Below are 14,772 nucleotides of genomic sequence, written 5' to 3' on the forward strand. Positions count from 1 at the left end.
TTCTCACCCCCCTCGGTCTGCTTCGTTGTCCAGAGTACGCCCGCCGACGTCCCGTTCCCTCCCTAAAGACCGGGTTTCACCGGACAGTTCCTCCAGCAGCAGGGCGAGGGCCGACGAGTCCGCCTCGCCGCGGCCGGTTGCCACAAGCGCCGCCATCAGTTCGCCCACCAACGCCGTCGCCGGCAACGGCACGCCCGCATCCCGGCCTGCGGCGAGGGCGATGGCCAGGTCCTTGCGGTGCAGCCGACTGCGAAAACCGGGTTCGTAGAGGCGGTCAAGCATCCGCTGCCCGTGGACTTCCAGGACCCTGCTCGCAGCGAATCCCCCCAGCAGCGCCTGACGTACCCGGGCGGGGTCGACCCCGCTGCGCCGCGCCAGCGTCAGGGCTTCGGCGACGGCTTGCACGGTAAGGGCCACGACGATCTGGTTGGCTGCCTTGCACACCTGCCCGGCGCCGTTGGGACCGACGTGGACGATGTTCCTGCCCATCGCTTCGAACAGCGGCTGGCAGGCAGCGAACGTCTGGTCGTCACCGCCCACCATGATCGAGAGCGTCGCTTCCTCGGCGCCCCTTTGCCCCCCGCTGACCGGCGCATCCAGCATCTGAACGCCCCGAGCCCGCAGTCGTTGCGCGAAGGCGCGCGCCGCGCCGGGCGCAATCGTGCTCATGTCGATCACCACGCCGCCCGTCCGCAGCCCCTCCTCCACACCGCCCGGGCCGAACAGGACCTGCTCGACGTCGGGCGTATCGGGCAGCATCGTGATCACCACGTCGCTGGCCTGTGCGACCTCCACGGGGGCACTCGCAGCCGCAGCCCCCGCGGCCACCAGTTCGTCCACCGGCGGACGGCTACGGCTGTGCACCGTCAGCCGATACCCCGCGCGCAGGAGGTTGCGGGCCATCGGCTTGCCCATGATGCCCAAACCGATAAAACCCACCGAACTCATCTGGGGATCGAACCGACCGGAGCGATCCGCGGCGCCGTTCACCGTTCACCGCCCACGGCCGTTGGTGGCCCCAGGGGAATTCGAATCCCCGTCTCCACCTTGAGAGGGTGGTGTCCTAGGCCTCTAGACGATGGGGCCATGCACCGCAGTGGTCGGTGGGCCCCACACACCGGGCCTCCCCGACCGTCGTCCTCACTGGCTGGGGGAGGAGGATTCGAACCCCCGCTAACGGGTCCAGAGCCCGTCGTCCTACCGCTAGACGATCCCCCAAAACAAGCCCCACGGTTGCCCGTGGGGCCACACCCCCTATCTTGGCGGACCGCGCCGACCCTGTCAAACCGCTGCCACGCTCTATGCGGCGCCGCCGGCCAACGCCTGCGCGTCGGCCAGGCGCCGAACGACCCGGTCCTTGCCGAGGACCTCGATCAGTTCGAACAGGCCGGGCCCCACAGTCTTGCCCGTGAGCGCCACCCGCAGCGGATGGACGATTGCACGCATCTCCAGATCCCGTTCGCTTGCCAGCGCCCGCAGCACGCGCTCGATGTGAGCAGCCGCAAACGGATCCGCCGCCCCCAGCTGCTCCGAGGCCTCCCGCAGCACCTGTCCGGCACCCGGCTGCCGGAGGTACTTGGTGACGGCTGCCTCGTCGTAGCGGGGTCGCTCTAGGAAGAAGAAGTCGCCGTAGGTCACCACATCCTCCCCGGTCTTCAGACGCTCGCCGAGGACTTCGACCACCCGGCGCACGTAGTCCCGCACCTCGGGGCCCACCGGCTCGGTGAGCAGGCTCCGGCGCACCAGGTAGCCGGTGACCAGGTCGACGACCCGCTCCGGATCGTCGCGCATGGCCCGGCGCATGTACTCGCCGTTCATCCATACCAGCTTTTGGCGGTCGAAGATCGGCGAGGCCCGCCCCACCTGCGCGATGTCGAAGCGCGCCACCAACTCCTCGGTGCTGAAGATCTCTCGCCCGTCCTCCGGGTACCAGCCCATGAGCGCGAAGAAGTTGCGCATGGCCTCGGGCAGGTACAGCTCGTCGCGGTAGTCGCGCAACGCCGTATCGCCGTGCCGCTTGCTGAGCTTCTTGCGGTCGGGTCCCAGCAGCACGGGAAGGTGGGCAAACTGCGGCGGATCCCAACCGGCCGCATGGTACATCAAGAGCTGGCGCGGGGTGTTCGACAGGTGCTCAAGCCCGCGCATGATGTGGGTGATCGCCATCCCGTGGTCGTCGGTGACGTTGGCGAAGTTGTACAGGGCGCTGCCGTCCGAGCGCACGATGATGAAGTCGTCGATGTCGTCGAGATGGAACAGGACCTCCCCCCGGATCAGGTCGTGCACCACGACGCAGATCTTGGCCTCGCCGTCGTGGCGCCGCGCTTGCAGCCAACCATCCGGCGCCGTCAGCGCGGGATCCCGGAACCGCTCCGTGTTGAACCGCAATGCCGGACGCCGGCCGGCGGCCTCGAGCGCGGCGACCTCCGCCGCCGACAGGTCACGGCAGCGGCCCGAGTACCGGTACGGGCGATGCTCCGCCTGCGCCCGTTCGCGGTCGGCATCGATCTCCTCCGGGGTGCAGTAGCATGGGTAGGCGGCACCGCGTCGCACGAGTTCTTCGGCGGTCTGTCGGTACAGATCGGTGCGTTCGGTCTGTCGGTACGGTCCGTTCGGGCCGCCCACGTCCGGCCCCTCGTCCCAGTCGATGCCCAGCCACCGCAGGTCCTCGTAGATCGCCTGCTCGAACTCCGGGCGCGACCGCGTCCGGTCGGTATCCTCGATCCGCAGCACGACCTGCCCACCGTGTCGGCGCGCATACAGCCAGTTGAAGAACGCGGCCCAGGCGTTGCCCACGTGGATGTAACCGGTGGGCGACGGCGGGATCCGGGTGCGCACGGTCGTGGACATGGTGGGGCGTCGACGCTACGTGAACAGCGCGCTCACGGACTGGTCACCGTGGATCCGGCGGATGGCCTCCCCCAGCAGCGGCGCGACCGACAGGATGGTGACCTTCTCGGGCAGCCCGGCCGGCGGCGGGATCGTATTGGTGACGATGACCTCCCGAATCTCCTCTCGCTGCAGGCGCTCGAGCGCCGCTCCGGCGAACGCCGCGTGCGTGGCGCAGATGTACACCTCGGGCCGGGCCCCGTGCGCCATGAGGATGTCGACGGCGTTGTACAGTGTGCCGGCGGTGCTGATCCGGTCCTCGATGCCGATGACCGGCGTCTTGCCTTCCACGGTCCCAACGATCTCGACGGGTTCCTTCTGGTCCTTGCCGATCCGCCTCTGGAAAATGATGGCCAGCGGAAGGTTCAACCGGTCCGCGAGCTCCTTGCTGCGCTTGACCGCGCCGGCGTCCGCGGCGACCACCACCGCGTCCCGGAGGCCCTTGTGGCGGAGGTAGTCGGCGAACAGCGGCATCGCCCTTAGGTGGTCGACCGGGATGCTGAAGAATCCCTCGATCTGGCCCGCGTGCAGGTCGACGGTGAGGACACGGTTCGCGCCGGCGGTGATCAGCATGTCGGCCACCAACCGGCCGGTGATCGGCTCGCGCGGCGCATCCTTCTTGTCCTTCTGCGCGTATCCGTAGTAGGGGATCACCGCGGTGATGCGTCCGGCCGATGCCCGGCGAGCGGCATCGAGCATGATCAGCAGTTCCATGAGGTTCTCGTTTACCGGATGACAGAGGGGCTGCACGACGAACGCGTCGACCCCGCGCACGTTCTCCTCGTACCGCACGTAGATCTCCCCATCGGCGAACCGCTCGATGCGCACCTGGCCGAGCTCGACCTCCAGACACTCGGCGATCTCCTGGGTCAGCGGGCGGTTGCCGGTTCCGGAGAAGATCTTCAGCGGTCCGTACTGCATCGCCTCACCCCTCGGTCAACCTCCTCCGACGGCACGTGGGCACGGACCGTCGCTCACCGCGCCTCCACCACGAACCGGATGGCAGTACGCTCCTCCCCGTCGATCTCGACTCTCGCGAACGCGGGGATCACCACCAAGTCGATGCCGTTGGGGGCGACGAAGCCGCGCGCGATCGCGATCGCCTTCACGGCCTGGTTGACGGCGCCCGCCCCGATCGCCTGCAACTCCGCAGACCCCTGCTCCCGCAGCAGCGCCGCCAGCGCGCCGGCGACGGCCTTGGGATTGGAATCGGCGGACACCCTCAGCACGTCGGCCATCCCGGCCCCCTCGCCGGCGCATGCGTCGCGCGAAGAGTCTTCCTCCTCGCGCAGTTGATCCCCTGCCTTCAGCACCGCCGCACCAGGATCGCCCACGCAAACGCCAACAGGGCCGTCTGCCGGCGCCAGCGGGACGGCTGACGCAAAAGCCTGTACAGCCACTCCAGGTGCAGCCTTCGCAGCCAGCGTGGGGCGCGCCGGACGCGCCCCGCGAGCACGTCGAGGCTGCCACCCACACCCATGGCCACGCGCACGTTCAGCCGATCCAGGTGGCGTGCCAACCACTTCTCCTGCAGCGGCATCCCCAGCCCGGCGAACAGCAGGTCGGCGCTCGAAGCGGCGATCTGCTCGACGGCGTCGGCGGCCCGTAGACTCCGGTATCCGTCCCGGGTGCCTGCAATGCGCAACCCTGGGTAGCGGGCGGCGAGGGACCGCGCGGCGGCCTCGGTCACTCCCGGCACACCCCCCAACAGGAAGACCGACCGACCGGCCCGCTCTGCCCACGCGCAGAGGCCGAGCATCAGGTCGACTCCCGCCACCCGACCCGGCAGAGGTCGGCCCAAGCGGCGGGCCGCCCACACGACACCGATGCCGTCGGCGACCACCAGGTCGGCGCCGCGGATGGCCGCGGCCAGTTCCGGATCTTTCCGAGCGGCCATCACCGCCTCGGGGTTGGCCGTCACGATCAGATGCGGTCTGCCGTCCTCGGCGAGGTCGGCGACGTACCGGACCGCAGTGGGGAGGTCGACGGGGTCGAACGGCACGCCCAGGATCCTCACGCGGTCGTTCCGCGCGCCGCCACTCCCTTCGGCTCCCGACACCCGCACGCGCTCACACCCCCAGCAACTCCGCGGCGACCTCGGCCGGACGGCGCGCGAGTGGGCGCATGCGCGCGGCCTGCGCCGCGGTGCGTGGCGCGGCCTCCGGATCCCGCCACACCGAGACCACCGCCCTCGACACGGCCTCGCCGGTCAGACCCTCGTCCGGCGGCAGGACCGGTGCGCCCAGCGTCCGGGCGAGCACGGTTACCTTCGGGTCGTAGGCCAGCGCCACGAACGGCCTCCCACACACGGCGGCCAGGATCAGCGCGTGCAGCCGCATCCCCACCAGCAGGGTGACGTCGTCCATCGCCTCAAGTGCCTCCGCCGGACCTCCGGGGACCACGAGGTCTGCCGGCTCCAGGCGCTCGACGAGCTGCCGCGAGACCTCGAGGTCGGCGCGTGGGTGCAGGCAGACCACCTTCACCCTCGCGCCCGTTTGGCGCTGCGCCTCCTGCAGTCCCCGGGCCAGCGGCCCCAGCCACACCCCGGGCCAGGACCGGACCGAGACGCCGATGAGCAGGGTACGGGGTTCGGGCCCGCGCGACGGCGCCTGGAGGCCGAAGACCGGATCGCAGGTGACCTCGATGGGCCGACGGATGCCCAGCCGCCGCAGCAGGGCGGCGGAGTCCCCATCGCGCAGCGTGATCCGCTCCGCCGCGTCCATCGCCCGCCGCGTGAGCCAGCGGCTGAGCGGGCGTCGCAGCGGCCCCACGCCCTGCGCGTACACGAGCGTGTGCCGGGCAAGCCTGCTCAGCTCGTGCAGTGCCGCGTACACCACCGGGCTGCGCCACGACGTCACGTCCTGAAAGAGGCTGCCACCTCCGCTGCATACCAGATCGGCCGACCGAAACGCCTTGGCGACGGCGCGGAGGTCGCCCCGATGGACCGCGTCCACGCCGTGCATCGCCTGTGTGCCCTCGGGATCCCCGGAGAGGACGCACAGCTTCGCGTTCGGCAGACGCTCGGCCAGGTGCGTCCGCATCGCCCACAGCACGGCCTCGTCTCCGAGGTTGCCGAACCCGTAGTAGCCCAAGACGGCGATGCGCAACGCTCAATCGGCGCCGGGGGACCGTGGCGGAGCGGCAGTGGGCAGCCGGCGGCCGGACAGCGCGACGGAGCCCGGACGCTGGCTGTCGGACGTCGGGGCCGTCTGCGCGGGTTCACCTCCATACGGCGGACCGTCGCGTGCTGCGGCCGTCTGCGGGACCCATCCCGCCCACCGGCGGAGGACAAACTGCGCGACGACGACGAAGACGGCACCGAGGGCCGTGCCGAGCACCAGCCCGTTGAAGGTACGCCAGACCGTGTACAGGATCGGCGTGTGGGCGTGGGCGAACGAGTTGATCAGACCCACCTGGCCGATCATCCCGACGAGGATCAGCGGCACGGCCCACCGCCGCAACCCGACCGCGGCGGCGGCTGCGCCCGCTATGAACATCGGGTGGCCCAGCAGGTATTCCTTCGTGCGGGGCCGCGCCACCAGCGCCCGCTCCAGCGCCTCCCGCAGCCGCTCCTCGACGCCGAGGACCGGAAGGCCGGTGTTCCCCGTCCGCAGGAGCAGCAGCAGCGCCGTTGCCCCGACGGCCATCACCGCTACCACCGCCCCCAGCGTCACCGGACGGCTGGCCAGGTCTCGCACGCGTGCCACCGCATCCCGCACGCCGCGCCGGGTGTCGAGCAGCCACAGTGCCGCCAAAAGCCCGATCGGCACCACGGTCGCGACCTTGACGCCCCAAAAGACGTCGAACGCGAGCATGAACGACCACTCCGTCAGCAGTGCGGCCACGACGATCCCGCCCAGCACCGATCCCGCAGACACCGCCCACAGCGCGAGCGCCGCGTCTCCCACTGCGGAAGATGCGCGTGCGTGCCCTCCCTCGGACCACAGCTGGCGGATGCCGTAGAACACCGCAAGGGTCGGAAAGGCGATCGCGGCCGCCAGCGCGTACAGCTTTCGCATCCACGCACCGTACCCGGCGGCCGACAGCCCGACGGCGCCCAAGACGCCCACGGCAATCAGGACGCCGGCAGTCCACGAGGGTACGCCCAGCTCCACGCGCTCCGCAAAGAGCAACAGCATCCAGACGACCGCCACCACGGCCGCCAACACCGCTCCGTACAGCAACCCGCGCGGCATGCCCGGGGCGGGCAGGGGGCGCGCCGTGCCCAGTGCAAAGCCCGCATCCCGGACGCCGGAGACGATGGCACGCAGATACGTCAGGTTGTGCTCCACGGCGTCCACGCCCCCGGGCGTGGACAGAAACGGCCGCACGTACAGGACCCGCAGGTTGCGTTCCCGCGCGCCCCGGACGTAGCGGTCCACCGCGACGCGCATCTCCAACCGCTCCAGCTCCTCGGGCACGATGCTGAAGACCCGTACCACGTTCGGGCGCATGAGCTGGGCCATCGTCTCCTCGCCCCTCATGCGCCGGGCGGTGGTGAGGATCTCCACCCGTCCGTATACGGCGTCGATCTCGCGCAGGGCGGCAGCCGCCTCGTCGACCAGCCGCTCGAATCCCAGCACCTCCGCCAGGTCGAAGACGAAGGTGCGGCCGCGGCCGAACGCTGCGTAGCCGCTGATCCGCTGTGGCAGGCGCTGTGCGGTCATGCTGCGGACGTTGCGCGGCCGCAAGATCACCCGGAATCCTTGCCGCTCCCATGCGGCGACGGCCGAGGGTAGAAAGCCCAGCCCGGTCTCCTCCAGGTCCTTCAACCGTCCCCGCACCCGGTAGACCGGCGGCTGGTCCCGAACGCGCTCGATGCGGTCGGCACCGATCGCGGTGGCAAAGCCGTCCCGGACCAACGACGCGACCTCCTCGTTTGCGGGCAGCACGTACACCGTACCCGGGTCTGCGTCGGCGGCCAGCGACCGGAGTGCGCTTCCGACCGTCCCTGCCCGCGCCTGGGAGATCAACGTCGCCCCGTCGACATATGCCACCAGGCCGGCGTCTGCCAGCCTGCGCAGCGTCGAGTCGTAGACCGCGATGGACCCGGCGCCCAGTCGCCGCAGTTGCTGCCAGAACACGGGGTCGTCCTGCCCCTCCCGCACCGCCAGGATCCTCCAGTCCTCGGAGTCCAGCGCCACTTCCACGACCCGGTACGCCGAGTCCAGGCGGTGGCGCGTCCACGCGATCCAGCCCGACGCAGCCAACCCCACCACCAGCAGCACGGAGAGCCAACAAAGACGGGGCGCGGCGCTCATGGAATCTCCGCCGAAGCCACCAGCCGGTGGTTCTCCGCCCGCACCTCGACGACGGTCACGGACAGGGGAAGCGCCGACAGGTCCAAGACGGGGTTGACGCCCGCTGCGAGCCCGGCCACCGCCGCCGACTCCACGCGGAACCCTCCGACCCGCAGCGTGTCAAGTTCCAGGTTGACCCGAGCGCCAGCAGCCACCAGCCTACCCTCGGCTTGCACGACGTTCCCGAACAAAGGGGCTCGGACGCGCACCCTACCGTCCAGAAGGGTCAGTTCGAGGTCGACGTTGCGCTGCTGTCGGATATAGGCCTGCAGGTCGTCCTCGTGCACCACGACCCGCGCCCGGCCGCTTCCGACGTCCGCCACGCGCACCTCCTGGCGTCCCACCAACGCCCGCAGATCCAACGCGACGTTGCGCATCTCCGCCTCGAAGGACTCGGCGGCAAGACCGGAGATGGTGACTTTACTCTGCCGCGACCGGACCGTGACCTGGGCAACCCTTCCTGCCAACAACAACAGCGGGTCGGCGCGGACCACCACGTCCAGCGCGTCGGGAGGATCTGCTGCCAACTGGTGGCGGATCTGCGCTTCCACCCCGGAAGCCACGTAGCCCGACAGCGCGAACGCGCCGACCACCACCGCGACGAAGATGACAACGATCAGCCACAGAAATCGTAGCATTGGGTGGTCGTTCGCCTGGGGGGATGCCTCACGTCTCTGGCCCCCGGGCCCACCGATCGGGCTGGACGGCCACCTGTCCGCCCTCTCCGGGGGGCGCAGACGCCTGAGTGCCCCTCTGCCTGAGGAACGCGTAGATGAACGGGTCCAAGTCCCCGTCCAGGACGGCCTGGACATTGCCCGTCTCGTACCCCGTCCGGTGGTCCTTCACCAGCGTATAGGGCTGGAGCACGTAGGACCGGATCTGGTTGCCCCACGCGGCGTCCCGGTGCTCGCCGCGGATCTCACGCAGCCTGGCCGCCTGCTCACGCTGGCGGTGCTCGAACAACCGCGCGGCCAAGATCCGCATCGCGTTCTCGCGGTTGGCGTGTTGCGACCTCTCGTTCTGGCACTGGACCACGATCCCGGTGGGTACGTGTGTGATGCGCACCGCGGTCTCGACCTTGTTCACGTTCTGGCCGCCGGCTCCGCCGGCGCGGTACGTGTCGATCCGCAGGTCCTCGGGCCGGATTCCGACCTCGACGGCTTCGATCTCAGGCAGCACCTCCACCAGCGCGAACGAGGTGTGGCGGCGTTTGGCGGCGTCGAACGGCGAGATCCGAACCAGGCGGTGCGTGCCGTGTTCGCTGGCCAGATAGCCGTAGGCGTGTGCGCCCCGGACCAGTACCGTCACACTCTTGATCCCTGCCTCCTCCCCTGCCGACAAGTCGAGGATCTCCGTGGCGTACCCACGCGACTCCGCCCACCGCAGGTACATGCGCAGCAGCATCTCGGCCCAGTCCTGGGCCTCCGTCCCCCCTGCGCCGGCGTGGATCGACAGGATCGCGTTCGCCTCGTCGTGCTCCCCGCCGAGGAGGGTCTCCAGTTCGAGCGCCTCCAGGCGCCGGTGCACCTCGGCGGCTTCTTGCTGCAGCAGCGCGATTTCGTCTGGGTCTTCCGGTCGGTCGGCGAGAAGGTCAGCCAGGTCGCGCAGGCCGCGCTCGATCTGTTCGAACGTCGACAACCGCTCGCGCAGCGTGGTCAGTTCCCGACCGACGGCCTTGGCCCGTTCGGGGTCCCGCCACAGGTCCTGCGCCTGCGCCATCCGCTCGAGATCGGCGATCCGCTCGCGCCAGCGGTCGGTGTCAAAGATGCCTCCCGATGTCGCGCAGGCGCTCTGCGTCCGCCTCCACCTGTGCGCGAAGTTCGTCTGCTGTCACCTTGTCACCTCACACTGCCCTCGCCAGTTCGACTGTATCATAGGCCCAGCAGGGTGCGCAGGGCGGCGTCGCCTACGCCCCGCGCCACGACCGGGCCCAACACGCTGCCGGTGAGGCGGCGCACGCCGAAGAACAGGGCAGCGGTCACGACGTGCCATGCGGCGACCTCTCCTGCGGCCGCGCCGTGCAGGACGAGGGAACCCGCAACCGACACTCCGAATGCCGCCAGAGGCCAGCGCGCCAGCACGTGGGGAACTGCGCCGCGCAGCCAGATCTCCTCCCCGGCGCCCGCCAGCGCGGACAGCGCCACGGTCGCGGCGCCCGGCAACCCGTCCGGGAGCGGGATCCCGTGGGCCGCATATCCGACGCGGATCAGCCACACCGCCACCACGACCGCTCCGGTCGCAACGACCACGCCCACCACCGGCCTGCCACCTGCCAGGCCCAGCCCCCGTGCGTCCGGCAGCACGGCGGCGACCGTCAGGAGGACGGCCACCATCGGGGCCACATCCGGCCACGGGCTGACCCATGTCAGGGCCCCGACCGCCAGCCACGAGACCGCGGGTGCGACCAGAACGACGAGGCTGCGCGGGGGCAACTCGCGCAGCACGCCCGGGAGCACGGTGCCGACCAGCGCCGCACATACGATCCACACCCACGCGTCACCGAATCGCGCGTAGGGCGTCGACCCGTCCCGGGGCGTGATCGCGCCGGGCAGCCACGCCCGCTCGAACCGCGGCAGGCTGGCGAGGATGCGGCCGTGTCGGTCGATGATCGCGGTCACGCCGGTGCTGGCGGCGCGCACGGCGTCCCGTCCCGACTCCACGGCGCGGAAGACCGTAAACCCCAGGTGCTGCAACGGTCCTGCCGAGGGCCCAAACCACCCTTCCTCCGTGGTGTGGACGAGGTAGCGGGCACCGCGGCGGACGAGTTCCCGCGTGGCAGACGGATACACCGACTCGTAGCAGATCAGAATCCCGGCCGGGCCCTGCGGGGCCGGCACCGGGATGAAGCCCGGGCCGGGCTCGGCCCACCACTCCCCCATCGGCACCAGCCGTACCTTGTCGTACCGCCCCGCCATGCCCTCGCGCGTGACCACCACCGCGCTGTTCCTCCGCCCTTCGATGTGGCCGGTCGCCACGACCGCTCCGTCCGCAGGCGCCGAGCGCTCCACCTCCGGCGGCACCTGCCCCGATCGCACCAACTCCTCCGGCCACACGTGTTCGGGCCACACGACCAGCTGTGCGCCAAAGGCGACCGCCTGGCGCGTCAGCGCAAGCAGCACGTCGCGGTTTCGCTCGACCAGGTCGGGCAGGAATTTCTCTCGCTGCGCGATGTTGTGCTGGATGGCAGCGACCCGAAGGATCCCGGCGTCCACGGGTTCCAGCCTGGCCGAACCCCACGCCCAGACCGCTGCGAGCACCACCAACGCGCCGGCCGCGGGCAGCCACGCGCGCGTGCGGACCGCCACGGCCATCCCCGTGTTGACGAACACGACGAGGGCCGAAACGGCGAACACACCGCCGACCGATGCCACCTGCAGCACCGGCAGGTTTTGCCACTGGGAGTAGCCGACCAGCCCCCAAGGGAACGACGCGGTGCCCAGGGTCCGAACCCACTCCACCGCAACCCAGCACGCTGGGATGCCGATCAGCCAACCGAGTGCGCGGCGGCCAGCTGTGGCCGCGCGCGCCAGCACACCGAACAGTCCGAAGAACAGAGCGACGGTGCAGACGACCACAGCGTAGGCCGGAACGCCGAAGACGGCCATCCACGAGAACACCAGAGCGTGGAAGGCCAAGCCGAACACGAAGGACGGGACAAACGCCTGGGTGGGTGTGAGTCCGTCGAGGGCCACCAGCAGCGGCACCAGCGCAATCCAGGCCAACGCGGCCCATCCGGGCGTGGGGAACGCCAGCGCCAGCAGCACGCCGGACAGCGCGCCGGCCGCTACGCGCGGGAAGCGAAGACCAACCGCAGATTCGGCGTGCCGGGGTACGAGTGCAGCGGCCGCTCGCTCTTCAACCGGCCACGGACCACCGGCCACGGATCACTGCTCTCTGCCGCAGCACTTCTTGTACTTCTTTCCGCTCCCGCACGGGCACGGATCGTTGCGGCCGACCTTCACCCCGACCGTGACGGGCTGGGGTTTGGGCCCTTCGGCGCGCGACTCGCCGTCGGACGCCGACAGCGCGCCAGCCAGCGCCGCCGACCCGATCGCCGTACCGGCGTCGGGGCCGCTGTGGGCGGTGATACGCGCCACCGGACGCGGCGCCCGAGGCGCTTCCCGTTCGATGCGCACCCGGAACAGTTCACGCACCGTGTTCTCCTGGATCGCCCGCAGCATCTCCTGGAACAGCTCGTACCCTTCCTTCTGGTAGGCCAGCAGCGGGCTGATCTGGCCGTAGGCGCGCAGGCCGATCCCCTCGCGCAACTCGTCCATCGCCTGCAGGTGGTCGATCCACCTGCGGTCGATGTTGGCGAGCAGGAGGAACCGTTCGACCTCGCGCATCGTCTGCTCGCCGACTTCTTCCTCCTTGGCCTCGTAGGCGCGCAGTGCGGCGGTCACCAGCTCGTCGGCGACCTGCTCGGCGGTCTTGCCACGCAGGGTGTCGGCCGAGATCGCCAGCACCTCGGGGACGGGCGCCAGCTGGGCAGCCTCCGCGAGGAGTCCTTCCACGTCCCACTCTTCCGGGTGTGCCGAACGCGGGCAGTACGCTTCAGCAAGGTCGCGCATCTGGCGCTCGATCATGTCCAGGACGTTCTCACGCAGGTCGGAGCCTTCGAGGACCTTCCGGCGCTCCCGGTAGATCGTCTGGCGCTGGACGTTCATGACGTCGTCGTATTCCAGCACGTGCTTGCGCATGTCGAAGTGGTACTGCTCCACACGCTTCTGCGCGCCCTCGATCTGCTTGGTCACCATTCCGCTCTCGATCGGCGTGTCCTCGTCGATCCCGAAGCGGTTCATGATTGCGGCGATCCGCTCGCCGGCGAACATGCGCATGAGTTCGTCTTCGAGGGAGATGTAAAAGCGTGACGAACCCGGATCGCCCTGCCGGCCGGCGCGGCCGCGGAGCTGGTTGTCGATGCGCCGCGCCTCGTGCCGCTCGGTGCCCAGGATGTGCAGGCCCCCCAGCCGCCGTACCGTCTCAGCCTCCTGGGGATCCGGCGGGTTGCCGCCGAGGAGGATGTCCACCCCGCGACCAGCCATGTTGGTGGCGATCGTCACCGCCCCCGCCCGCCCGGCCTGCGCGATGATCTCGGCTTCCTTCTCGTGATACTTTGCGTTGAGCACCTGGTGGGGGATGCCTTCCCACCGCAGCATGCCGCTCAGCAGCTCGCTCTTCTCGATCGACCGCGTGCCGACCAGGACCGGTTGGCCGCGCCGGTACAGCTCCTTGATCTCCTCGACGACCGCGCGCCACTTGCTGCGCTCGGTCTTGTAGATGACGTCGGGATGGTCGCGGCGGATCATCGGCTTGTGGGTGGGAATCACCACCACTTCCAGGCCATAGATCTTGCGCAGCTCCTCCTCCTCGGTCTTCGCCGTGCCCGTCATCCCGGCCAGCTTCTCGTACATGCGGAAGTAGTTCTGGAAGGTGATCGTCGCCAGCGTCTGCGACTCCCGCTCGATGCGCACCCCTTCTTTGGCCTCGATCGCCTGATGGAGCCCGTCGGAGTAACGGCGGCCGAACATCAGCCGCCCGGTGAACTCGTCGACGATGATGACCTGGCCATCCTTGACCACGTAGTCGACGTCGCGCTTGTAGCAGGCCAGCGCCCGCAGCGCCTGCTGCGCGTGGTGCATCAGGTCGACGTTGGCCGGGTCGGCCAGGTTGTCCACGCCCAGCATGCGTTCGATCTTGTGGACGCCCTCCTCGGTGAGCACGGCGTTCTTGATCTTCTCGTCGACCGTGTAGTCGACACCGGGCTGGAGCCGACGGACGAGCCTGGCGAACTCGTAGTATCGCTTCGTGGATTCTTCGACCTGGCCGGAGATGATCAGAGGCGTGCGGGCCTCGTCGATCAGGATGAAATCGACCTCGTCGACAATCGCATAGTGCAGTTCGCGCTGGACCACGTCCTCCAGCCGCAGCGCCATGTTGTCCCGCAGGTAGTCGAAGCCGAACTCGTTGTTGGTTCCGTAGGTGATGTCGGCGAGGTAGGCCTCGCGGCGGCGGACCGGCCGGAAGTGGTTGAGGCGGTCGTCGCCGTGCGGTTTGGGATCGTCGAACGCCGGGTCGTACAGGCCGGCGAACTCGTGCGTGACGACCCCCACCGACACCCCCAGCGCGTGGTAGATCGGCCCCATCCAACCCGCGCCGATGCGGGACAGGTAGTCGTTCGGCGTGACCAAATGACAGCCGCGGCCGGTCAGGGCGTTCAGATAGAGGGGCAGGGTCGCGACCAGCGTCTTGCCCTCGCCGGTCTTCATCTCGGCGATCTTGCCCTCGTGCAGGACGGCCCCGCCGATGAGCTGGACGTCATGGTGGCGCAGGCCGATCGTCCGCTTGCTGGCTTCCCGGACCGCCGCGAACGCCTCCGGGAGCAAGTCGTCCAGCGTGTCCCCCCGGGCGAGCCGCTGCTTGAACTCCGCGGTCTTGGCGCGCAGCGCCTCGTCGGACAGGCGCTCGAACTCCCCTTCCAGTGCGTTCACGCGGTCGACCACCGGCTGGTAGCGGCGCGCCGCGCGCTCGTCGGATCGCCCGATGAGGTTCTGCAGCGTCTTGAGCATCGTCCTCTAAGTATAAC

Annotated in this window: 11 protein-coding genes and 2 tRNA genes; all 13 read right to left on the reverse strand. The window is 69.7% G+C overall.

Annotated features, from left to right (window positions below):
* Positions 1 to 3: 3 nt before the first annotated feature.
* Complete coding sequence (locus QN163_06210; protein ID MDR5683601.1) at positions 4 to 948, reverse strand: 2-hydroxy-3-oxopropionate reductase; 945 nt, start codon at positions 946 to 948, stop codon at positions 4 to 6.
* Between the two features lie 62 nt (positions 949 to 1,010).
* Positions 1,011 to 1,086: transfer RNA gene (locus QN163_06215), tRNA-Glu, on the reverse strand.
* 58 nt (positions 1,087 to 1,144) lie between these two features.
* Positions 1,145 to 1,218, reverse strand: a tRNA-Gln gene (locus tag QN163_06220).
* Positions 1,219 to 1,299: 81 nt separating this feature from the next.
* Positions 1,300 to 2,847, reverse strand: coding sequence for a glutamate--tRNA ligase family protein (locus QN163_06225; GenBank protein ID MDR5683602.1), 1,548 nt, complete (start codon positions 2,845 to 2,847; stop codon positions 1,300 to 1,302).
* A gap of 15 nt (positions 2,848 to 2,862) precedes the next feature.
* Complete coding sequence (locus QN163_06230) at positions 2,863 to 3,807, reverse strand: ribose-phosphate pyrophosphokinase (protein ID MDR5683603.1); 945 nt, start codon at positions 3,805 to 3,807, stop codon at positions 2,863 to 2,865.
* Positions 3,808 to 3,860: 53 nt separating this feature from the next.
* The gene (locus QN163_06235; GenBank protein ID MDR5683604.1) at positions 3,861 to 4,124 is read right to left on the reverse strand and encodes a stage V sporulation protein S; all 264 of its coding nucleotides are present in this window, start codon (positions 4,122 to 4,124) and stop codon (positions 3,861 to 3,863) included.
* 68 nt (positions 4,125 to 4,192) lie between these two features.
* Positions 4,193 to 4,903 carry a WecB/TagA/CpsF family glycosyltransferase gene (locus tag QN163_06240; GenBank protein ID MDR5683605.1) on the reverse strand — a complete coding sequence of 237 codons (711 nt, stop codon included), beginning with the start codon at positions 4,901 to 4,903 and terminating at the stop codon, positions 4,193 to 4,195.
* 52 nt (positions 4,904 to 4,955) lie between these two features.
* The gene (gene csaB, locus QN163_06245) at positions 4,956 to 5,993 is read right to left on the reverse strand and encodes a polysaccharide pyruvyl transferase CsaB (protein ID MDR5683606.1); all 1,038 of its coding nucleotides are present in this window, start codon (positions 5,991 to 5,993) and stop codon (positions 4,956 to 4,958) included.
* A 3-nt stretch (positions 5,994 to 5,996) separates the two neighbouring features.
* A complete protein-coding gene (locus tag QN163_06250; GenBank protein MDR5683607.1) occupies positions 5,997 to 8,147 on the reverse strand; it encodes a DUF5693 family protein in 2,151 nt (716 codons plus the stop codon).
* On the reverse strand, positions 8,144 to 8,824 hold the full coding sequence (locus QN163_06255; GenBank protein MDR5683608.1) for a DUF2993 domain-containing protein: 681 nt from the start codon (positions 8,822 to 8,824) through the stop codon (positions 8,144 to 8,146). Before QN163_06255 ends, QN163_06250 begins: the two co-directional genes overlap by 4 nt.
* Positions 8,825 to 8,852: 28 nt before the next feature.
* Positions 8,853 to 10,020, reverse strand: a protein-coding gene (gene prfB / locus QN163_06260; protein ID MDR5683609.1) for a peptide chain release factor 2 whose coding sequence is annotated in 2 segments (ribosomal slippage) — positions 8,853 to 9,947 and positions 9,949 to 10,020 — 1,167 coding nt in all. Because the reading frame shifts where the segments join, the coding sequence is not laid out codon by codon here.
* 37 nt (positions 10,021 to 10,057) lie between these two features.
* Positions 10,058 to 12,067: an apolipoprotein N-acyltransferase gene (lnt, locus tag QN163_06265; protein ID MDR5683610.1), complete on the reverse strand. Its 2,010-nt coding sequence runs from the start codon at positions 12,065 to 12,067 to the stop codon at positions 10,058 to 10,060.
* Positions 12,068 to 12,070: 3 nt separating this feature from the next.
* Positions 12,071 to 14,755 carry a preprotein translocase subunit SecA gene (gene secA, locus QN163_06270; protein ID MDR5683611.1) on the reverse strand — a complete coding sequence of 895 codons (2,685 nt, stop codon included), beginning with the start codon at positions 14,753 to 14,755 and terminating at the stop codon, positions 12,071 to 12,073.
* Positions 14,756 to 14,772 lie beyond the last annotated feature (17 nt).

The organism is Armatimonadota bacterium, from assembly GCA_031432545.1.
In the GTDB taxonomy this organism is placed as follows: Bacteria; Sysuimicrobiota; Sysuimicrobiia; order Sysuimicrobiales; family Sysuimicrobiaceae; genus Caldifonticola; species Caldifonticola tengchongensis.

Excerpts from the sequence above, each read along its gene's own strand:
- secA (MDR5683611.1), bottom strand. The coding sequence starts at position 14,755 with ATGCTCAAGACGCTGCAGAACCTCATCGGGCGATCCGACGAGCGCGCG.
- QN163_06230 (MDR5683603.1), bottom strand. The coding sequence starts at position 3,807 with ATGCAGTACGGACCGCTGAAGATCTTCTCCGGAACCGGCAACCGCCCG.
- QN163_06235 (MDR5683604.1), bottom strand. The coding sequence starts at position 4,124 with ATGGCCGACGTGCTGAGGGTGTCCGCCGATTCCAATCCCAAGGCCGTC.
- QN163_06250 (MDR5683607.1), bottom strand. The coding sequence starts at position 8,147 with ATGAGCGCCGCGCCCCGTCTTTGTTGGCTCTCCGTGCTGCTGGTGGTG.
- QN163_06225 (MDR5683602.1), bottom strand. The coding sequence starts at position 2,847 with ATGTCCACGACCGTGCGCACCCGGATCCCGCCGTCGCCCACCGGTTAC.
- QN163_06255 (MDR5683608.1), bottom strand. The coding sequence starts at position 8,824 with ATGCTACGATTTCTGTGGCTGATCGTTGTCATCTTCGTCGCGGTGGTG.
- QN163_06210 (MDR5683601.1), bottom strand. The coding sequence starts at position 948 with ATGAGTTCGGTGGGTTTTATCGGTTTGGGCATCATGGGCAAGCCGATG.